Genomic DNA, 19,791 nt, shown 5'->3' on the forward strand with positions numbered 1-19,791 from the left:
ACGCGTGCTGCAGCCTTCCGCGGCCAATAGAACAATCCGGGCACGCTTCAGATCACGCTGTAACGTTCGCGGCGAGCGGCACCGGGCTTCTAGCTCCAGACGCTCCTTCCGCGAAACGCGGACTTCTCTTGCTTCGGGAATCATCCCGATCTTGAATCACGACTCACGTTCTATGAAAGTGGGTACCTAGTGTAGATCTGAATTGTCGCCGAGAGCGGATGGTAAGACGCTTTAGTGAACTTAGCAGCGCCTGCGGTTTCGGGTGGTCTCACGCGGAGAAGCCATGCAGGAGGCCTCCTGCAACAATATCCGCCGCATCCAAATACTTGCCGGATCAGTATTATGAAGGGCCGGCCATTGGATGGCCTCGGTGAATGCGGGAAGCGGGAGCGGTGCTTCGACGATCCGGAGGGGGATCGTCTTTGCGAAATGCTGGGGCAGCCTTGAGGGCATCGTCGCTATACGCTCAGTCCCCGATAGCATCGGCGGGATCATGGTAAATCCTTGCACAACGACCTCAATGCGTCTCTTAAGACCGTGCTCAAGCAAGAACCATTCCTCAATATTCGGCCTCAGGGCCCGCCCGAACTTGGCCGCAACATGTCCCATTGACATGTATTGCTCGAATGTAAGCTGCCGTGGCAGCTGCTTGTTCGTCTGGCAGCCTACGCACACGAGCGTCTCCTCGAACAGTGTCGCTTTAGGATGCGCGCTCGACATGAATAATTCCGGTAAGACAAGAAAGTCGACTTCGCCGCGCTGCAGAAGCTCATCAGGCTCATCGACAAATGGCAGAAATTCGAAGCGGATGGCGGGAGCTTCCCGCGCGACACGGTCGACGATCTGTCTAAAGAAAACGATTGTCATGAAATCGGAAAGGAGAATCCGGAAGCGGCGATCCGACTTAGCTGGGTTGAACGTGTCGCGGGAAATTATGGAGAGCTGAATGTGCACCAGCGCCTCGCGTATCGGCCCGGCGAGCCGTTCCGCTCGTGCTGTGGGGACAAGTTCCCGGCCCCTCATCGTAAATAGCTCATCGCGGAAATAGGCGCGCAAGCGGGCCACGGCCGCACTCATAGCCGGCTGGCTCAGATTGATGCTGCGTGCCGCCGCGGTGAGATTACGCTCTCTCATCAGAGCATCGAGCGCGACGAGAAGATTTAGATCAAGGCCTTTGAAGCGCATGGCGTGGAGTTATCCATCGTGTGGATGTGTTCAATAAAAATAATCGATTTTACCAATTTTGCGCAATGGCGGATACCAAAGCCGGTCGGTCAGCACAATAAAATTCAGGCCGATAAGGAATGGTTGCCAGTCTTTCTCCTGGCTCCGCGAAAAGTCTCAGCTGCACCCCGAGCCCCGACCGAAGCGCATGTCCATTGCGGCCACAGGTTTCAACGGGTTGTATGAGCTGCAGCGCAGTGGCTTGACGCGACAGGCGTGGCGCAGATCGCTTATGCGCTCACGACCGGTAAACGTTCGTATAGCTTTTCCAACCGTTTCTATATCGGCCGCTTACCTCCGTAGAATTGAGCCAGCGATCAACTTCGCCTTAACATCCCAACAAGTCGGGAGCTGCCGATTGCCGGCACCCAATGCCTTTGCGACCCAGGCCCAATTTATCAGGTATCCATAGCAGTCAAATCGTGCAGAAAATGCAGGCGAAGTCCCCGGTAGATTTGGTGCAAATGGCACATGCGCTCGACGTTGTCTCCATCGTGGATCGCGATGCATCGGTCAATCAAGCGCTGACAGACGTGCTCTTGTCGACAAGCGACAACCCCGAACCTTTCCAGTGCGCAGATGAGTTGAAATCCAACCGTCCTCTCAGCACGTCCTGTTTGATCGCGGATGTGCAGTTGCCCGGAGTGGCCGGGCTTGAGCTATGCCAGCACTCGGCCGCATCCGGAAAGGCCGATCTCACCATTCTGCTCACGAGCCGTCCCGGCGACAACCACTGGCTGCGGGCGCTGCGAGCCAGCGTTTCCCATTCCCTGGTGAAGCCGTTCATCGGTAGCGAACTGCTCGCGTGCGTCAAGTCCACCCTCGAATGCCGGTCGGCGCAAAGGAGGCACCCATGAATATTGCCGTATCCAGCTCTACGGGGGGTCTCTCAATGCGCGCTCAGGTGCGGTGGAAGCTGTGCTGGGAAAACGAGTTGCAACTCGCCGACCATGTCGAACTCGCCGAGTTCTTTCGAAAGACGTATGGGCCGACTGGGGCGTTTAATGGAAAGCCATTCGAAGGCAGTCGAAGTTGGGCCGGCGCGAGGCCTGAGCTCCGTGTAATCGGCTACGACTCGCGCGGTGTAGCGGCTCATATGGGCTTGCTGCGCCGTTACATCAAGGTTGGCGCGGTCGATGTACTAGTGGCCGACCTAGGTTTGTACGCGGTACGTCGAGATTTTGAGGGACTCGGAGTCACCTATCACGGTGCAGTGCACGTCCTGCGTCCAACCCTGCAAGAGCTTGGTGTTCCCTTCGGCTTCGGCGCGGTTCGGCCTGCGCTGCAGAAGCATGTTGAAAGGGTCGCCCGGCACGGTTTGGCAACCGTTTTGTCGGGGGTTCGCGTGCGGTCGACCCTTCCAGATGTGCGTCTCGACAAGCCGCCCACACGCACCGAGGACGTACTCATCGTGATTTTACCAATTGGACGGTCGATGAGCGAGTGGCCGACCGGCACGATGATTGATCGGAACGGGCCAGAGCTGTGACACACCTCGACTGCTTTTGCGAAGCGCGCGGCGAATACGCTGACCGCACCGAAAGTCGCGGCGTCTATCTGACGTTTGACGACGGTCCTAATCCACTTTGCACGCCGAATGTCCTCGATGTGCTGGCGGAACACCGAGTGCCAGCGACTTTCTTCGTCATCGGCGCGTACGCGGCGGACCAGCCGAAACTAATCCGACGAATGGTCGCAGAAGGGCACGAGGTCGCAAACCACACAATGACTCATCCGGACTTGTCCAGATGCGAACTCGCCGAAGTGCAACAAGAAATACTAACGGCGAGCAGAGTCATCAGGACGGCATGCCCCCAGGCCTCGCCGCGGCACATGCGTGCACCCTATGGCATGTGGACCGAAGAGGTGCTCGCTACGTCAGCGAGGGCTGGGCTGGCTGCCCTGCACTGGTCGGTAGACCCGCGAGACTGGTCTCGTCCCGGCGTTGACGCGATTGTCAACGCGGTGATGGCCTCTATCCGGCCGGGAGCAATTGTGCTCTTGCACGACGGATGTCCACCCAGCGAGTTGGGACGGGGCACTCATGCTGGTCTGCGCGATCAGACCGTCTTGGCGCTTTCCAACCTGATTCCAGCATTGCATGTCCGCGGATTTTCAATCCGCTCGCTTCCTCAACCTCACCAAACCGGCACCCTATGAACCTGCTTACCACAACCAGCACTGTCGCTATCTCGGTCTATGCGCTTCTCTCGACTGTCCATAGAAGCGTGCAGGTGCTTTATGCTCTGCCGACAAACGTTTCATCGCCGTCGGGCGATGTGGTCAACTCCGACGCTCTACCAAGCGTGGATGTCATCGTCCCCTGCTTCAACGAGGACCCGCGTACGCTCTCGGCGTGTCTGAAGTCCATTGCAAGCCAAGATTACGCCGGAAAACTGCGGGTCTACGTGGTTGATGACGGTTCTGGAAATCTCGACGCTGTGGCACCCGTTCACGACGCCTACTCTGACGACCCGAGGTTCGGCTTCATTCTGCTGCGAAAGAATGTCGGAAAGCGGAAGGCACAGATCGCTGCGATACGCCGCTCATCTGGAGATCTCGTGCTCAACGTCGACTCGGACACGATAATAGCTGCCGATGTGGTCACGAAGCTTGCACGGAAGATGCAGGATCCAGCGATCGGGGCGGCCATGGGGCAGTTGACGGCGAGCAACCGAAGCGACACTTGGCTGACCCGGTTGATTGATATGGAGTACTGGTTGGCTTGCAACGAAGAGCGCGCGGCACAAGCTCGCTTCGGCGCCGTTATGTGCTGCTGCGGCCCATGTGCGATGTACCGTCGTTCCGCGCTCCTGTTGCTACTAGATCAGTACGAGACGCAATTCTTTCGGGGAAAGCCAAGCGACTTCGGTGAGGATCGCCATCTCACGATCCTCACGTTGAAAGCAGGGTTTCAAACGGAGTACGCTCCCGACGCCGTCGCGGCAACAGTTGTTCCGGACAGGCTAGGGCCGTATCTGCGCCAACAACTCCGTTGGGCACGGAGCACTTTCCGGGATACGTTCCTTGCGCTGCGCCTGTTGCCTGAACTTGATCGCTATCTCACGCTAGATGTAGTCGGACAGAATCTCGGCCCGCTACTTCTCGCCCTGTCATCGCTAACGGCGCTCGCGCAGCTCGCACTCACAGCCACAGTGCCGTGGTGGGCAGGACTGATTATCGCATCAATGACCGTGGTTCGCTGCAGCGTCGCAGCGTTTCGTGCTCGCGAACTTCGATTTCTCGGCTTTTCTCTGCACACACTCATCAACATCTTTCTCTTACTCCCCGTGAAAGCCTATGCATTGTGTACATTGAGCAATAGCGATTGGCTGTCGCGCCAGGCTGCCAAGCTACCAAACGGGGGGGAAAAGCAGGTCGTCATCCGAAATCCGGTCGCTGGACCAAATGCTACAGAAGGTCCGGGAATTGGTGGGGCAATCCGAAGGAGGGATCTTTCGCGTGCTTCTTCGAGGTTGGTAACGTCTGACAGCGCTTGCAGCGGCGAGTGATCGTGCAGTTACATAGGTGAATAGCTCGTGAGCCTGGATAAGAAATACCAACTGTTAGAGCGGGAACTGGCTGCCGACGATCCGTGGCGCCTCGACGGAAATCCGTTTGAGCGGGAGCGTCACACGCAAATGCCGCGGCTTTCGCTTTCCAGAGGGTCTATCACAAATGCCCTCGAAGTGGGGTGCGCAGCCGGCGCATTCACGGAAAAGCTGGCGCCGCACTGCAAACGGCTCAGAGCGCTCGATGTCGTGCCGCGAGCGATTGGTCGAGCGTGCCAACGGACGAAGAGATGGTCGCACATCACGTGGATAGTCTGCGACGTTCAGCAGTTCTCGACCGGAGAGCTGTTCGATTTGATCGTCGTGGCGGAAGTTCTCTATCACCTGGCTGACACGGCCGAGATACGCGCGGCCATTTGCAAACTAGCGCGGATGCTTGCGCCAGAAGGGTCGCTGGTTTTCGGATCCGCGATGCCACGTGTCGGCGCTGGGGTCACCCTGCTGGTGCCGAGACGGTCATCAGCATGTTGAACGAAACGCTGATCGAGGTCGAGCGGCTGCAGTGCCATGGCGAGTCGGTCAACGAAGACTGCTTGCTCACCTGCTTCCGGAATCCGATTCGATCTCGAGTCAATCGAATCGCCGACGTTGACATGGAGGCACAATGCGCATCTGCGGTATAAAGCTGACGCATGACGGGGCGATCGCTCTTGTCGAGGACGGACGGCTCGTCTTTTGCGTCGAGCAGGAGAAGCGGGGCAACAATCTGCGATATCAAGCCATCGACAATCTCGACGCAGTTGTCGCCGCTTTAGCGGAGCACGGTCTGGATCCGCGGGATGTCGATCGGTTTGTCATCGATGGTTGGGACGGGGAAGTCGAATCCCAATTCGAGGCCCTCAGTGGGGCGGCAGCGATCACTCTTAAAGGGGCGCCGTATGTTGAACGCCATGCCGAGGGCCTTCTCACTTCGCACGACGGCTTTGGGCTCATGCTCGAGGGCAGGCTCTTCCCCTATAGAAGCTATCCGCATGTCACAGGCCATGTGGCCTCCGCATACTGCACCAGCCCCTTTGCCAAAGCCGGACAACCAGCCTTCTGCTTGGTATGGGACGGCTGCATCTTTCCACGTCTCTACTATGTAGATCGTCGGGGCGCCCGGTTCCTCGAATGCCTGTTCCCGATGATAGGCCATGCATATGGTGCCGCTGGCTCTCACTTCGGACCTTATAGGCAGGCGAACCGGACCAGCTGGGACCTAGGTGTTGCCGGCAAGCTGATGGCTTACACCGCGCTCGGGTGTGCTGATGAAGCCATGATGGCGGTATTTCAGGAGCTCTACGAGGAGCGCTTTGCGGCCGACACGGAGCAGGCTCGCCGTTACCGAGCGGGCATAAACAGCGCGGAGTCGTCACTTGCGGCTATGCACGACTTCTTCGAGCGGAGCGCGCTGCGATTGAAGGCTAAGGCACCCGAAGATGTACTTGCATCTTTTCATTGTTTTCTCGAGCGTCTCCTTGTTCAGGAAGTGACAGTCGCTTTGCAGCGGCATTCGGGTTTTCCGGGATCGCGCAACTTGTGTATAGCCGGTGGCTGCGGTCTCAACATAAAATGGAACAGTGCACTACGTGCTAATGGCCTGTGCGATGCTGTCTGGGTGCCGCCCTTTCCGAATGACAGCGGCTCGGCAATCGGCGCGGCTTGTGCCGCAATGGCGGCGGACATAGGCTTCGTGCCGCTGGAATGGTCGGTCTACAGTGGCCCAGCCCTGGCACGCACCGATGTGCCGTCTGAGTGGGAGGCTGCGCCGTGCAGTATGCATGAACTTGCTGCCATCCTGGCGAGCAATAAGCCCGTGATTTTCCTCGCCGGCCGCGCTGAGCTCGGACCACGAGCGTTGGGCGGCAGAAGCATTCTCGCAGCCGCGACATCGGCCGGAATGAAGGATCATCTTAACGACATCAAACGTCGCGAACACTTCCGGCCAGTGGCGCCGATATGCCTGGAAGATCGCGCGCCGGAAATTTTCAGCCCTGGAACGCCGGATCCTTACATGCTGTTCGATCACCAGACGCGAGCGGAATGGCGGGACAAAATCCCCGCGGTTGTACATCTCGACGGGTCTGCCCGGTTGCAGACCGTTCCTAGAAACTCTGAGCACAAAGTCGCTGAGCTTCTCGTCGAATATGAAAAACTCACGGGCATTCCGCTGCTTTGCAATACGAGTGCCAACCACCATGGGCGTGGGTTTTTTCCGGATGCCGCCGCAGCCTGCCAGTGGGGACGCGTTGAACACGTATGGTGCGACGGCCTGCTGTTGACCAAGCCGCTTGCAGCTGAGCTATCGCCGGGCGACGGCATCCCTCACGCCAAGATGAGCGCATGTCCGCGATAGCGATCGGCCTTACCGGCGTAACAAAGTCATATGGCGACAAGGTCGTTGTCGACCGGCTGTCGTTCACCGTTGCGTCGGGAGAGTGCTTCGGCTTGCTGGGACCGAATGGCGTAGGCAAGAGCACGATTGCGCGCATGGTTCTCGGCATGGCGTCAGCTGACGCGGGCAACATCACCGTGCTCGGGGAACCAGTGCCGGGACGCGCTCGCTTGGCTCGCATGCGCATAGGCGTGGTCCCGCAATTCGACAATCTTGATCTCGAGTTCACGGTCCGGGAGAACCTGCTGGTGTTCGGGCGCTATTTCGGCATGAGCGCGCACCAAATCGAAGCGGTCACGCCGTCACTGCTCGAGTTCGCTCGCCTCGAGAACAAGACGAATGCGCGCGTCGCCGAACTCTCTGGCGGCATGAAGCGGCGCCTGACGATAGCGCGTGCGCTCATCAATGACCCTCAGCTCCTCGTCATGGACGAGCCGACAACCGGCCTCGATCCGCACGCGCGCCACCTGATCTGGGAACGGTTGCGCTCGCTGTTGGCGCGCGGCAAGACGATTCTTCTGACCACCCACTTCATGGAAGAAGCCGAACGGTTGTGCGACCGGCTGTGCGTACTCGAGCAAGGGCGCAAGATCGCTGAAGGCCGGCCTCACACCCTAATCGACGAGCAGATCGGCTGCCAAGTGATCGAGATCTACGGTGGCAATCCGCATGAGTTGGGTGCGCTGATCAGGCCGTACGCGCAGCGTATCGACGTGAGCGGTGAGACGCTCTTTTGCTATGCGCCAGATCCGGAGCGGGTGCGCGGGCAGCTGCGCGGGCACACGGGTCTACGCTTTCTGCAGCGTCCACCGAATCTTGAGGATGTCTTTTTGCGGCTGACTGGGCGGGAGATGAAGGACTGAACCATGTGGGGACGTTATGCGGCGGCTCTGCCCGCCAATGCGTGGAACTGGATCGCGGTATGGCGACGCAACTATCTGGCGTGGCGGAAAGTCGCGCTGGCATCGGTTCTCGGGAACGCCGCCGAGCCTATGAGCTCTCTATTCGGCCTCGGCTTGGGCCTCGGAGCAATGCTAGGTCGCGTTGACGGCACCTCATATATCGCGTTTCTGGCGGCTGGCATGGTCGCGACAAGCGCGATGATTTCCGCCACCTTCGAAACCATTCATGCGGCTTTCGCTCGCATGCATCATCAGCGCACCTGGGAAGCAGTCCTGTGCACGCAGCTCACGCTCGGCGACATCCTTCTCGGTGAAGTGGCGTGGGCAGCCAGCAAGGCCTTTCTGGCCGGGACGGCAATTACGATTGTTGCCGCCATCCTGGGCTACGCAGCGTGGCCATCCATCCTCTATGCGCTGCCAGCTATCGCCCTCACCGGTCTCACCTTCGCGAGCCTGGCGATGGTCGTCGCAGCGCTTTCACCAAGTTACGACTATTTCGTGTTTTACCAGACGCTCGTCCTCACACCCATGCTGTTCCTGTCCGGCGCGGTCTTCCCGGTCACCCAACTGCCCGACGCCTTTCAGCAGGTGGGGCGCTTCTTGCCGCTGGCACATTCGATCGATCTCATTCGTCCGGCGATGCTTGGCCGCCCGGCCGGCAGCGTCGGCCTGCATATCGGTGTAATTTGCATGTACGCAGTATTGCCGTTCTTCCTGTCGGCGGCACTGTTCCGTCGACGCCTGATGCGTTGACGCTACTCACGACCACTACGAGAAGGAAATATGCGATGCAGTATCGTGAACTGGGCCGCAGCGGCCTGAAGGTGAGCGCGCTCGGCTTGGGCACTATGAGTTGGGGGGAGCAGAACGAGGAAGCCGAGGCGCACGCGCAACTGGACGCAGCCCTAGATGCCGGCATAAACTTGGTCGACACTGCCGAAATGTACCCTGTGCCACCCGTGCGGAGACACATGGATTTGCGGAGCGCTATATCGGCAGTTGGCTACGCAAGAGCCGGCGCAGGCAAGACGTCGTGCTTGCGACCAAAGCCGTCGGCCCTGTTCGAGCAGGCAAGGCAAACTTGCCCTATGTGCGCGACGGCCGCGTCAGCTACACACGCGCCAATCTGTTCGAGGGCGTGGACACCAGCCTGCAAAGGCTCCACACGGACTATATCGACCTCTACCAACTGCACTGGCCCGACCGCAGCACCAACGTCTTTCAGTTAGTCGACTACCAGTACGAACTCGACGAGGACACGGTCCCGATCCTGGAGACGCTGGAGGCGTTGGACGCACTCGTCAGAAGCGGTCGCGTTCGTCACATCGGGCTCTGCAACGAAACACCTTGGGGCCTTGCGCGCTTCCTGCATCACGCAGAAGTACATGGTTTAGCCCGCGTGATAAGCATTCAGAATCCGTACAATCTGCTTAACCTCGACTTCGAGAACGGCCTCGCCGAGATGGCTCAGCGCGAACGGGTAGGGCTTCTAGCGTATTCGCCGCTCGCGATGGGCACACTGACCGGTAAGTACCTGGGTGGGCAGCGACCAGGCGGTTCGCGGCTGAACTTATTAGGGAGATTCTTCCGCTACAGCAATGAGAGGGCCCAGCATGCGGCCCTCGCATATACAACGCTGTTTCGGGAACATAACATTGATCCAGCGCACGGCGCGTTGTCATTCGTCAGCAGCCGGCCATTCGTTGCAAGCACCCTCGTAGGCGCAACCTCCGAGCTGCAGCTAAAGCACAACATCGCCAGTGTGGAAGTCAGCCTGTCACGCGAGGTCCTCGATGGAATTCAGTCAATCTATCAGCGTTATGGAACGCCGTCCCCATGATTCGGGTATTGGCCTCCTGGTACAAATCACGTCGCCGATCGGGTCCCGTGAGCCGTATTGTGAGAACCAGGACAAAGAGCCGAGCGGGTTGAAACCGGACACTCACGCCGGCCTGCGCGACCAGACGGGTCATGGTGCTGTCCCGCTTGATTGCAGCGTTGCATGAGCGCGGATTTAATCCCCGCCGCTTCTCAACATCATTGAAAGAGTCGGCGGAGAGATGACAGCGTGGATTCTTGTGCGGGGCGCCACCCAAGCCTCGCGATCAATATTAATTGGAGCCACATGCAATGACCTACCCCGCACTGTCACCTGAGCCCTTTGTAATTCTTGGGATGCCAAGGACTGGCACGCACTATCTGGAAGCATTGCTAAACGAGCATCCGAACGTGTTCAGTAACGGTGAGTTGCTCAATCCATATGATACGAAGTGGCCCGATAAGGATCGCCTGCTACATAGCGATCGCGAGCTCCTAGAACTTGCCTACCTGCGCTATCCCCCGCGGAGCGACAAGGTGACGCACGTTGGCTGCAAGATCAACGAACCTCAGTTTCACGATCGTCCGGGCTTTTTTGCCGAGCTGGCCGGTTGGCCAGGCCTGAAGGTCATCCTCGTGGTTCGCAGAAACACATTGGAATCGCTACGATCGCTGGTGCAGGCAAGGCAAACCCGCCAATGGCTGAAATTCAGCTCTGACAACGCGGCTCCGCCGCCGTGCGTCAGATTGTCAATCGCCGACTGCGAGGCCTACTTCAAGACTGCCGACAATTTCCACGCTCGGGTCGCGCACTCCTTCGCGCCGACCAACATGCTTGTGATTGAGTACGAGAGTCTTCTTCGCGAACCCGCCGCTTGCTTGGCAACGATTTGGGAGTTCTTCGGGGTTCCAGCGCTTCAGCTTTCTGGTCGCGCCATTCTTCAGCGCCAGGAAACGCGACCGCTGGACCAGACGGTACAGAATTTTCATGAGTTGCGGCTTCACTTCGCAGACGGACCTTACGCTAGATTGTTTGAGGTCGGTAACTTCTGACTGACCTTCGCGGCGGCGAGCGACAGTGCACCTCACTCAGGTGGAACCTCACTCAGGTGGAACGGTCCTGAGTCAGGCCAGTAGAGTGTCCCTATCACGACGAATGGAGCGCGACATGCTGTGTCTAGGAGTAAGTGGCGGGCTAGACAAAATTTATGAATGCGTGACCCTGCCGGCCACCGCCAGCCCGTGCCGGTTCTCCATGGTGGCGTGGCCCATATAGCAAAGCTTGGCCTCGCGTCCGGCCGCCTTGCGATAAAGCCTGCTGTCCGGATCGCTGGTACTCGCATGGGTGTCGTTCTTGCGCTTCTGACCGTGGAAGTTGGCGCCATCATCATCGTTGCCGCTGCCGTCCTTGGGGCGAAAACTCTTCTGCGAAGCCCAAACTTCGATCAGCGTCCCGTCCACCGAAAAATGCTCGTCCGACAATAGCGATTTGACCTGAGAATGGTTCAGAAGCTTGGTCATGAACTTCGTGAACACATCGCCGTTCTGCAGCCGCGCCTACTGGGAGCTTATTAATGCGTTCAAGAGGCGGACGGGCATCCCAGTTCTGCTCAACACGTCCTTTAGCAACAATGCCGAGCCGATCGTGGATTCGGTTGCAGACGCGATTGCCGCGTTTCTGACGACAGAGCTGGATGGACTTGTAGTCGGGCCGTTCCTCGTCAAAAAGCGGGCTGCAATGCTGAAGGATTGGACTGGGCTCGCGGTTTCATTGCCGCCTTATGCACGCCTCTATCGAGTCCGCGCTTACACCGCGCTAGATCGCCAAGAGACGGTGTGCGAGATCCGTACGGGGCCCTCCAGCCGTGACGGTGTGCGTATTTCACATGATGTGTTCGATCTACTGATGCGGATCGAGGGCGAAGCCGTGCTCGGGGATCTCCTTGATACAACTACGTTCGATCAGGCTAGGCGTGAAGCTCTCGTGAAGGAACTGCGGGGATTATGGGAGCAGCGCCGCCTTAAGCTGCATCCTTCACATGCTGCTCTCGCGCATCAAGGTTGCGATCAATGCTGGAGAAAGCATAACAGGCACGCATGAATATGGCCGTGTGCATGTCCCCAAATACAGGGGCAGCTGGGCCCCAGAGGCGGGCTTATCCGGTAGCTGGGTCAATGGTTGTAGTCTTGGGCGCTGCGCCACAGCAGCAGCTCTGGACGACGAGCGACCGAGCACGAGAAGTTCCATTCGACATGGTTGGTTCAATTATACGGAGATAAGCGGGTGATATAAAAGGGGTTGGAACAGCTATACGGAGGTTTATCGGTAGTAAGCGCCTACGCGACGTGCGAACCGCTTGTCGCGTCGAGCCGGCGCGACGCAGCTTGCGTAGCCCGCCGAAGAACGTGGCCGCAATGGACATGCGCCTCGGTTGATGCTCGGCGTGCACCTGAGAATTCTTCTCAAAGCCAGGCAAAGATCGATAGCCATCCCGGTATGCCTGAATTCATTTCTCCAAATGGCTTTTTGCTTGCCGTCATTCCTAGAATTGGTAAAACTGATTGTTTTGATCGAATGCATCCACAGTCTGGATAAGTCCAGATCATGCGTTCAGGGCCTCGATGATCTAAATCTGCTCGTCGTGCTCGACGCTCGGGTGACCGAACGTAACCTTACCGCTGCGGCACGAGCATCAACCTGAGCTAGCCGACCATGAGCGCCGCCGTCGCCTGGCTACGCGCGCCTAACTCCGCGATGTGTAGAGTCGGGGAAGCCCGAGTTGGTCGAACAGTGGTTGCACAGGGCTTTCTGGATCGCCGGGTGTCCTGACATACGCCAGAACCCCGTCGATGAACCGGCCGCAGTCGCTGCACTATTTACGGTGAGAGGCCGCGAACTTGTCGCAACATCGCGCGCGGAAGGGCTCGCCGCCCCAAGTGGCTCTGCCGCACATCCAGCTCTCCATTATTTCCCGGGAGTGTTCAACCCAGCCTTGAAGCCGTCCGCGAGGGCCTCTCGAAGGAGGCTGCCGACAATATCGCCACGCTCAAGAAGACTGCGATGGCGGAGGCCGCCGAGAAACGCTGCAGGTTGAGGGTTCGCTGCCGCCGATCCTGAGACCCAGTTCGATCACGGAATGATGAATGGAATGACGTGGCCGGTAACCTGGTTCTCAGGAGGGGCGGATTGCTCAACAGCAACACGTCGTTCCCCCGCATCGAATGGTGTGAGAGCCAACGAATTCGCCAGCGGTTCTGATATCCGCGCAATTTACGGACCTCGACCGACCGCATTGACAACATTTGCGGCAAAGCCAGCGCGCATTAGGGCCGTGAGCAAGAGCCGAGCCAATGGGCAGTGCCGTGCACGTCTTGCGGAACTTGAAAATCGGCTTGGTGTGCACCAGCGTTTGCTGGTGTCCGAAAGCAAACGCGCCCGATGTCCCGAACCCGCCAACCTGTTGCGAACACGACATTGGGCCGCAAAAGGTGCGAGCATTCCTCTGCATCGCACTGGCCCAAATCCTGCACCGCGTTGGCGGGCGAGGGCAAGATGGGAGGTGCGTTTTGAGTCTCGATCTGAGAAACGACGATGCGGTCGCCGGTCCACGGTCGGCGACCGACGTGAGTTGTCCGTTTCACACCGATAGAGCCGGCATCCAGCAGGGAGAACGGAAGACGTTGGTGCTGACCGGGGCGTCGCGCGGCATCGGTCACGCCACCGGAAAGCTGTTTTCGGAAGCGGGCTGGCGCATCATCTCTTGCGCGCGCCAACCGTTCGATGGCGGGCGCTGCCCGTGGGAGTCAGGGGCCGACAACCATGTCCAGGTCGACCTCAGCAACCATCGGATGCTGCCGCGCGCCATCGCCGAGGTCAAGGAGCGCCTCGCGGGCGCGCCATTGCACGCATTGATCAACAATGCCGGAATTTCGCCGAAGACGCCGAACGGTGCACGACTGACGTCCTTGACGACGTCAGTCGAAACCTGGATGAGGGTGTTCCACCTCAATCTGGTGGCGCCGATCCTGCTCGCGCAAGGCCTGTTTGAGGAGTTGAGAGCAGCGTCGGGATCAATTGTCAACGTGACCTCAATCGCAGGCTCGCGGGTGCACCCGTTTGCCGGCAGCGCCTATGCAACATCGAAAGCTGCGCTCGCGTGTCTCACGCGCGAAAAGGCGCACGACTATGCACCGCATGGCATTCGCGTGAACGCGATCGCGCCCGGCGAGATCAAAACAGACATTTTGTCGCCGAACACGGAAGCGCGTCTTGTGCCAAATATTCCGCTGCGCCGGGTGGGCACACCGGAAGAAGTCGCGAAGGTCATCTTCTTCCTATGCTCGGATGCGGCAAGCTATGTCACGGGCACCGAGGTGCCGATCGATGGTGGCCAACACCTGTGATCGACCCCCTACTTGCAACAAAAAATCGCAGCTGATTTGAGTTACATCAATGGAACTCGTGTTTCCACGGAATCCGCGCGACGAGTTCGGAAGAGCAGAGAATAAGCAAATCAAAGCATTGTAAGTTTACCGTCATGCCACGATGAAGGCGCTGTAAGTTTTACCATCGTGCCATAATAAGGGGTTATCTCTTGCGGTCATTCCCTGTAGGGCGAGATCGAGGATGACATGCAACACAATATTCGCAAATCCGAACAGAGCGACAGGGAGGATGGTCATGACAACGGAGACGTCGTCATGCTGCATATCCCTTCCGTACGCGAAAGGCTTAACTCAAACTCCGAGACGGACCACACGGTCCCTATTGTGCCGTCGTATGAGAGCGCGATTATCGGGATCTTCGAAATATCGAAAGTACTCACCGCGCCCTGCCGGCTCGAAGTCACGCTGGCCAACGTTGTTGATCTTCTGCAATCGTTTGTACAGATGCGGCACGGTATCGTCTCTCTATTCCACGATGATGGCGTGCCGGACATTACCGTGGGCGCCGGCTGGAGCGAAGGCAGCGACGAGCGCTACCGGATGCGCCTGCCGCAGAAGGCACTGCAGGAGATCGTGACGTCGGACATGCCGCTCGTCGCCGAAAACGTAGCGGTGCATTCGGCCTTCAGTGCTGCGGACATGGAGGTACTCGGGGCCTCCGACGAGATGCCAGTGTCGTTCCTCGGCGTTCCCATCCGCATCGATGCGAATGTCGTCGGCACGCTGACGATCGACCGAATGCTGGACGAGGCCTCGAGCGTCCGGCTCGACTACGACGCACGGCTGCTCACCATGATCGCCAACCTTGTAGGGCAGACGGTGAAGCTGCATCGGCTGTTCGCGTGTGACCGCGAGCGACTGATGGTGGAGAAGGACCGCCTGCAAAAGCAATTGTGTGAGCTCAAGCAGCCTTCACGGGAGCGCAAGAAGGTCCATGTCGAGGGGATCATCGGGGACAGCCCGGCGCTGCGGGCGCTGCTCGAGAAGATCGCGGTGGTGGCCAAATCAAACAGCACGGTGCTGTTGCGCGGCGAGTCCGGTACCGGAAAAGAGCTGGTCGCCAAGGCGATTCACGAGCGGTCGGCGCGCGCCAAGCGTCCGCTCATAAAACTCAACTGCGCGGCGCTGCCTGAAACGGTACTGGAATCCGAATTGTTCGGTCACGAGAAGGGTGCCTTTACCAGCGCGTTCAGCTCCCGCAAGGGCCGCTTCGAGCTCGCCGACAAGGGGACGCTATTTCTGGACGAGATCGGCGAGATTTCGGCTTCGTTCCAGGCAAAGCTACTGCGCGTCCTGCAGGAGCAGGAATTCGAGCGCGTCGGCGGCAACCAGACCGTTAAGGTCGATGTTCGCGTGATTGCCGCCACCAATAAGAACCTGGAAGAGGCGGTGGCAAGCAACGAGTTCCGCGCCGACCTCTATTATCGGATCAGCGTGGTTCCCTTGCTGCTGCCGCCGTTGCGCGAAAGGCGCGGTGATATTCCGCTCCTCGCCACCGAGTTCCTCAGAAATTTCAACAGCGAGAACGGCCGTACGCTCGACTTCGATAGCAGTGCGATTGAAGTACTGATGAACTGCGGTTTTCCCGGAAATGTGCGCGAGCTTGAGAATTGCGTGCAGCGGACCGCGACCCTTGCACCTGGACCATCGATCGTAAGAGACGACTTTGCCTGCTGCCACGGCCAGTGCCTTTCCGCGATGCTGTGGAAAACCGGATCGGACGAGGTGGCGCTGCAGCCGCGGCCGATCGTATCAGTGCCGATTATGCCCGCCATGCCGCCGGCTGAGGCGGCTATGCCGGTCCCGCCTTTCGGCGGCGACCTGGCTCCGTTGGCACCAGCCGGCGCATCCCTCGTAGGTGGTGCGAAGATCACAGATCGCGAGCGTGTCATCGCGGCCATGGAAAGGTCCGGCTGGGTGCAGGCGAAGGCGGCGCGCCTGCTTGGGCTGACACCGCGCCAGATTGGCTACGCCTTGAGGAAATACGGTGTCGAGATCAAGCGTTTCTGAAAGGATTTGGCGCGCGTCGGGGCCGTGACCATCGGCGGCGCGGGCGCTGCCATCGCCACTGCCTGGGTAATGTCGCAATCGACCATCAGCTCACGCCGGATTTCAGTCGGCGAGATCATCGTCTGCTGGTTGACCGCGTTCAATTCTAAGCCCGCGTCCGCTCATGTGGAGCAACCGCCGCGCGCTGCGGGACTACGAAGGTATCGCCGTGTGCCTCGTGGCCGCAGGCGCCGCAAGCTCGTTGCGACGCGGCGCTTGCTCCTGGTGATGCGAAGCCTCGTCGGTTGCAAATGAGCTCAAGGCTTAGGCTTCCTCATGAGCGCAGCGGGTGCTGCGGTTTCCCGAGGAAGCGAATCTGTTTTGGGCCACCCGCTTTGACCCAGATCAACGATAAATTAAGCCGCGCGAGCCGAGCTGTCGTAGTCAGGACCAATGTCGCAATTCCGTCGCCGGCAAACGTCAGGCTAGGGTGAGATGACGTTTCCAAAAAGCATTGTATCGCTGCTGATTTTGAAATTCGCGCAGTGGTACGAAACTTGCTGTTCTCTTCGCCAGCCATTGCAATGTCTGGAGAAACATATGCACAACGTCGTCTGCATCAAACAGGTTCCCGACTCGGCGCAAATCCGCGTGCACCCCGTGACTAACACGATCATGCGTCAGGGCGTGCCGACCATCATCAATCCATACGACCTCTTCGCGCTCGAGGCCGCGCTGGAGCTGCGCGATAAATTCGGCGGCGAGATCACCGTCCTTACGATGGGGCCGCCGTCGGCCGAGGACTCGTTACGCAAAGCGCTCACCTTTGGCGCCGATCGCGCCGTACTGCTCACCGATCGCTGCTTCGCGGGCGCCGATACGCTGGCGACGAGTTACGCACTTGCGACCGCCATCCGCAAAATCGGCAAGGAATATGGCCCGCCGGACCTCATCTTCACCGGTAAGCAGACCATCGACGGTGACACCGCCCAAGTTGGGCCCGGCGTCGCGAAGCGGCTAGGTGTGCTGCAGCTCACCTACGTCGCCAAGATCAGTGCCTTGGATCTTGCCGCACGCACAGTTGAAGCGGAACGGCGCTCCGAAGGCGGCGTGCAGGTGCTCCGCACCCGGCTGCCGTGTCTCATCACCATGCTGGAGGCAACCAACCAGATTCGCCGCGGCGCCATGGCGGATGCGTTGCGTGCCGCCCGGGCGCCGATCGTGAAGTGGAACGCGCAGCAGGCCGGCGTCGAGGACATCTCCAAATGCGGTCTCAAGGGCTCGCCGACCGTCGTTAAGCGTGTATTCGCGCCGTCCGCGCGCGCTGAGAAGGCGGTGCTGGTAGAAGCCGCCGAGCAGCCGGCGCAAGCATTGATCGACGCGATCTTCAAGCACCAGCCCAAGCTTGAGACCGATCTTGCGGCGCTGGCCCGCGATGCCTGATCCGAAGAGTCTTGATGATGAGCGATCTGACAGGAGCTCGCGCGTCTCCTGAAGGGCGCGCCGGCAAGAAGGCGCTCGCGGTGAATTTCAACGCAGTATGTCTGGGTCTTTATCGAACAGGAGCGCGGCCAGTGCAATCAGTCTCCTTGGAGCTGAAGCTGAAAGTTGATCTCGCGGAGGTCGTGATCGGTCCGGAGACAAAGGCGACGCGCAGCGCCCGCGGTCGAACTCTGCCACGGCGCCGACCTTCTATCTGGTTGCCGACAACATGCTTGCAGATTGCCGCAACGTGTCCGACACCAAGGCCTTGACCGGCCTTGTCAACACCTCCGAGCCGGAGATCCTGTTGTTGGGAAGCACGATCTTGGGTCGTGATCTCGCCGCCTCCGCCGTCGCCCTATGCAGGCGACCGCGTTGCAAGCGAGGGTAGGTTTGAGAACATGCGCCACTGAACAAAGGAGAGGCCCATGATCGAAGAGAGGTTCGATGCGATCGTTGTTGGCGCCGGAATGGCCGGCAACGCGGCCGCGCTGAGCATGGCCAAGCGCGGCATGAAGGTGCTGCAGCTCGAGCGCGGCGAATATTCCGGATCAAAGAACGTGCAGGGGGCAGTCCTCGATGCGGACATCTTGGAGCAGCTGACGCCAGATTTCCGCGAGAATGCCCCCCTCGAGCGCCGCCTTGTCGAGCAGCGCTTTTGGATAATGGAGAGCCGTTCCCATATCGGGCTGCGCTACCGCTTCAACGATTGCAATCACCAGCGACCGAACCGGTACATCGTCATCCGCCCCGAATTCGACAAATGGTTCTCCTGCAAGGTGAAGGAGGCCGGCGCCACCCTCTTGTGCCAGACTACCGTTACCGAGCTGGCGCAGAACCGCCGTGGCCGCGTCATTGGTGTGCGTACTGACCGACAGGACGGCATAATCCACGCCGACGTAGTGGTGCTCGCCGAGGGCGTCAATGGCTTGCTCGGGACGTGTGCGGGCTTGCGCGAGCGGCCGACGCCCGACCAGGTTGCGCTGGAGGTCGAGGAAATGCACCTTTTGCCGCGCGAGACCATCGAAAACCGCTTCAATCTCAAGCGCGACGAAGGGGTCGTGATCGAGGCCGCCGGCACCATCTCGCGCGGGATGACCGGCATGGGTTTCATCTATGCGAACAAGGAGTGCATCTCACTCGGCATCGGCTGCCTCGTCTCCGATCTCCAGCGAACGGGCGAAACGCCTTACGGGCTGCTCGACCGCTTCAAGCGTCATCCGTCGGTGGTGCCACTAATCGACGGCTCAGAGCTCAAGGAATATTCCGCGCACCTCATCCCGAAAAGCGGCTACAACACCATACCCCAGCTCTACGGCGATGGCTGGGTGGTAATCGGCGATGCCGCCGAACTCGAGAGCACCAGCTATCGCGGGCGTTTGAACGTTGCGATGATCTCTGGGAAAATTGCCCCGGAGGCGATCTTCCGTGTGAAGTCGCGCGGCGGCCGCTGCACGTCGAATAGCTTATCATTGTACAAGAAGATGCTGAATGAGTCGTATGAGGATTTAAAAAAAAGGATATGCCGGCGCTGATGCACACCCAGCCGGACAACTTTCTCCTCACCTATCCGCAGCTCGTCTCCAAAGCGATCCAGAACTTCGCTCGCATTGCCGGCAGGCCAGTGGCGGGGGAGAAGGACGCGGACTCAAAATCCTCTGGCGATGTGTGGTCATGGACCGGACTCTTCGGTGATGGGTTCCGCTTCCCGCGCGCCTGGCGTTGAAAGAGTATGAGGGTTCAGACTCGATTGATCCAATAGGCGACGATGGCCGCGAGGTAGACGGCAGCATTAGAAGTTCCTGGCGAGTTTGTCGTAGCCAATTGCAACACGCCTGAAATCCTTCTGCCGGCGGAAACAGCGCCTATAACGTTGCGCTTTTTGTCGACGCGTTTGCTGAATCTGTGTCTCCCTCCGGTGAGGGCCGCCTTGTCGGGTTAAGACGAGTGCTGTGTAACAGCCCTTATGGACAGCAATAAGTTC

General features: G+C 59.2%; 14 protein-coding genes and 9 pseudogenes. 17 read left to right on the forward strand and 6 right to left on the reverse strand.

Annotated features, from left to right (window positions below; all coding sequences use genetic code 11):
* Together AC5ZG1_RS41505 and nodD1 are read right to left on the reverse strand one after the other, a co-directional pair.
* Window positions 1–144 (reverse strand): annotated as a pseudogene (locus AC5ZG1_RS41505) (IS630 family transposase); the annotation flags it as partial.
* 96 nt (window positions 145–240) lie between these two features.
* Entirely contained in the window at window positions 241–1,185 is a 945-nt protein-coding gene (gene nodD1 / locus AC5ZG1_RS41510) for a transcriptional regulator NodD1 (protein WP_496136307.1), read from the reverse strand.
* Between the two features lie 470 nt (window positions 1,186–1,655).
* Between nodD1 and AC5ZG1_RS41515 the strand changes: the two genes are divergently transcribed.
* The 10 genes and pseudogenes from AC5ZG1_RS41515 to AC5ZG1_RS41560 all read left to right on the forward strand — a co-directional run bounded on the left by AC5ZG1_RS41515 (window position 1,656) and on the right by AC5ZG1_RS41560 (window position 10,943).
* Window positions 1,656–2,081 carry a response regulator gene (locus AC5ZG1_RS41515; RefSeq protein WP_028168857.1) on the forward strand — a complete coding sequence of 142 codons (426 nt, stop codon included), beginning with the start codon at window positions 1,656–1,658 and terminating at the stop codon, window positions 2,079–2,081.
* The gene (locus tag AC5ZG1_RS41520) at window positions 2,078–2,713 is read left to right on the forward strand and encodes a NodA family N-acyltransferase (protein ID WP_496136308.1); all 636 of its coding nucleotides are present in this window, start codon (window positions 2,078–2,080) and stop codon (window positions 2,711–2,713) included. The genes AC5ZG1_RS41515 and AC5ZG1_RS41520 overlap by 4 nt, the downstream gene beginning before the upstream one ends.
* Window positions 2,710–3,384, forward strand: coding sequence for a chitooligosaccharide deacetylase NodB (nodB, locus tag AC5ZG1_RS41525; RefSeq protein ID WP_028168859.1), 675 nt, complete (start codon window positions 2,710–2,712; stop codon window positions 3,382–3,384). Before AC5ZG1_RS41520 ends, nodB begins: the two co-directional genes overlap by 4 nt.
* Window positions 3,381–4,736: a chitooligosaccharide synthase NodC gene (nodC, locus tag AC5ZG1_RS41530; protein ID WP_496136309.1), complete on the forward strand. Its 1,356-nt coding sequence runs from the start codon at window positions 3,381–3,383 to the stop codon at window positions 4,734–4,736. The genes nodB and nodC overlap by 4 nt, the downstream gene beginning before the upstream one ends.
* A gap of 27 nt (window positions 4,737–4,763) precedes the next feature.
* Window positions 4,764–5,419, forward strand: a pseudogene (nodS, locus tag AC5ZG1_RS41535) (nodulation methyltransferase NodS).
* Window positions 5,401–7,131, forward strand: coding sequence for a nodulation protein NodU (nodU, locus tag AC5ZG1_RS41540; RefSeq protein ID WP_028168861.1), 1,731 nt, complete (start codon window positions 5,401–5,403; stop codon window positions 7,129–7,131). The pseudogene nodS and the gene nodU overlap by 19 nt, the downstream one beginning before the upstream one ends.
* A complete protein-coding gene (gene nodI, locus AC5ZG1_RS41545; protein WP_028168862.1) occupies window positions 7,119–8,033 on the forward strand; it encodes a nodulation factor ABC transporter ATP-binding protein NodI in 915 nt (304 codons plus the stop codon). Before nodU ends, nodI begins: the two co-directional genes overlap by 13 nt.
* A 3-nt stretch (window positions 8,034–8,036) precedes the next feature.
* Complete coding sequence (locus AC5ZG1_RS41550) at window positions 8,037–8,825, forward strand: ABC transporter permease (RefSeq protein ID WP_455998449.1); 789 nt, start codon at window positions 8,037–8,039, stop codon at window positions 8,823–8,825.
* A gap of 35 nt (window positions 8,826–8,860) precedes the next feature.
* Window positions 8,861–9,912, forward strand: a pseudogene (locus AC5ZG1_RS41555) (NADP(H)-dependent aldo-keto reductase).
* A 290-nt stretch (window positions 9,913–10,202) separates the two neighbouring features.
* The gene (locus tag AC5ZG1_RS41560) at window positions 10,203–10,943 is read left to right on the forward strand and encodes a sulfotransferase (protein WP_028168864.1); all 741 of its coding nucleotides are present in this window, start codon (window positions 10,203–10,205) and stop codon (window positions 10,941–10,943) included.
* Between the two features lie 162 nt (window positions 10,944–11,105).
* Here AC5ZG1_RS41560 and AC5ZG1_RS41565 read toward each other — a convergent pair.
* A pseudogene (locus tag AC5ZG1_RS41565) lies at window positions 11,106–11,444 on the reverse strand (IS5/IS1182 family transposase); the annotation flags it as partial.
* A gap of 1 nt (window position 11,445) precedes the next feature.
* Between AC5ZG1_RS41565 and AC5ZG1_RS41570 the strand changes: the two are divergent.
* The 3 genes and pseudogenes from AC5ZG1_RS41570 to AC5ZG1_RS41580 all read left to right on the forward strand — a co-directional run.
* Window positions 11,446–11,991, forward strand: a pseudogene (locus AC5ZG1_RS41570) (carbamoyltransferase C-terminal domain-containing protein); the annotation flags it as partial.
* 487 nt (window positions 11,992–12,478) lie between these two features.
* Window positions 12,479–12,594 (forward strand): annotated as a pseudogene (locus AC5ZG1_RS41575) (LysR family transcriptional regulator); the annotation flags it as partial.
* An 863-nt stretch (window positions 12,595–13,457) separates the two neighbouring features.
* A complete protein-coding gene (locus tag AC5ZG1_RS41580) occupies window positions 13,458–14,294 on the forward strand; it encodes an SDR family NAD(P)-dependent oxidoreductase (protein ID WP_028168866.1) in 837 nt (278 codons plus the stop codon).
* 132 nt (window positions 14,295–14,426) lie between these two features.
* Here AC5ZG1_RS41580 and AC5ZG1_RS41585 read toward each other — a convergent pair whose 3' ends face one another.
* Window positions 14,427–14,600: a hypothetical protein gene (locus AC5ZG1_RS41585; RefSeq protein ID WP_165435427.1), complete on the reverse strand. Its 174-nt coding sequence runs from the start codon at window positions 14,598–14,600 to the stop codon at window positions 14,427–14,429.
* Between AC5ZG1_RS41585 and nifA the strand changes: the two genes are divergently transcribed.
* Complete coding sequence (nifA, locus tag AC5ZG1_RS41590) at window positions 14,592–16,346, forward strand: nif-specific transcriptional activator NifA (RefSeq protein WP_245474930.1); 1,755 nt, start codon at window positions 14,592–14,594, stop codon at window positions 16,344–16,346. The two genes, AC5ZG1_RS41585 and nifA, sit on opposite strands and share 9 nt — an antisense overlap.
* Here nifA and AC5ZG1_RS41595 read toward each other — a convergent pair.
* Window positions 16,304–16,489 carry a hypothetical protein gene (locus tag AC5ZG1_RS41595; protein ID WP_130228489.1) on the reverse strand — a complete coding sequence of 62 codons (186 nt, stop codon included), beginning with the start codon at window positions 16,487–16,489 and terminating at the stop codon, window positions 16,304–16,306. The two genes, nifA and AC5ZG1_RS41595, sit on opposite strands and share 43 nt — an antisense overlap.
* 436 nt (window positions 16,490–16,925) lie before the next feature.
* Here AC5ZG1_RS41595 and AC5ZG1_RS41600 point away from each other — a divergent pair, with 436 nt between their 5' ends.
* From AC5ZG1_RS41600 to AC5ZG1_RS41610, 3 genes and pseudogenes are all read left to right on the forward strand, one after another.
* Window positions 16,926–17,768: an electron transfer flavoprotein subunit beta/FixA family protein gene (locus tag AC5ZG1_RS41600; RefSeq protein WP_028168869.1), complete on the forward strand. Its 843-nt coding sequence runs from the start codon at window positions 16,926–16,928 to the stop codon at window positions 17,766–17,768.
* Between the two features lie 17 nt (window positions 17,769–17,785).
* Window positions 17,786–18,156: pseudogene (locus tag AC5ZG1_RS41605) on the forward strand (electron transfer flavoprotein subunit alpha); the annotation flags it as partial.
* A gap of 79 nt (window positions 18,157–18,235) precedes the next feature.
* A pseudogene (locus tag AC5ZG1_RS41610) lies at window positions 18,236–19,533 on the forward strand (FAD-dependent oxidoreductase).
* Window positions 19,534–19,547: 14 nt separating this feature from the next.
* Here the strand turns inward: AC5ZG1_RS41610 and AC5ZG1_RS41615 are convergent.
* A pseudogene (locus AC5ZG1_RS41615) lies at window positions 19,548–19,665 on the reverse strand (IS5/IS1182 family transposase); the annotation flags it as partial.
* Window positions 19,666–19,791: the final 126 nt, after the last annotated feature.

It is taken from the genome of Bradyrhizobium sp. Leo78, assembly GCF_059512425.1.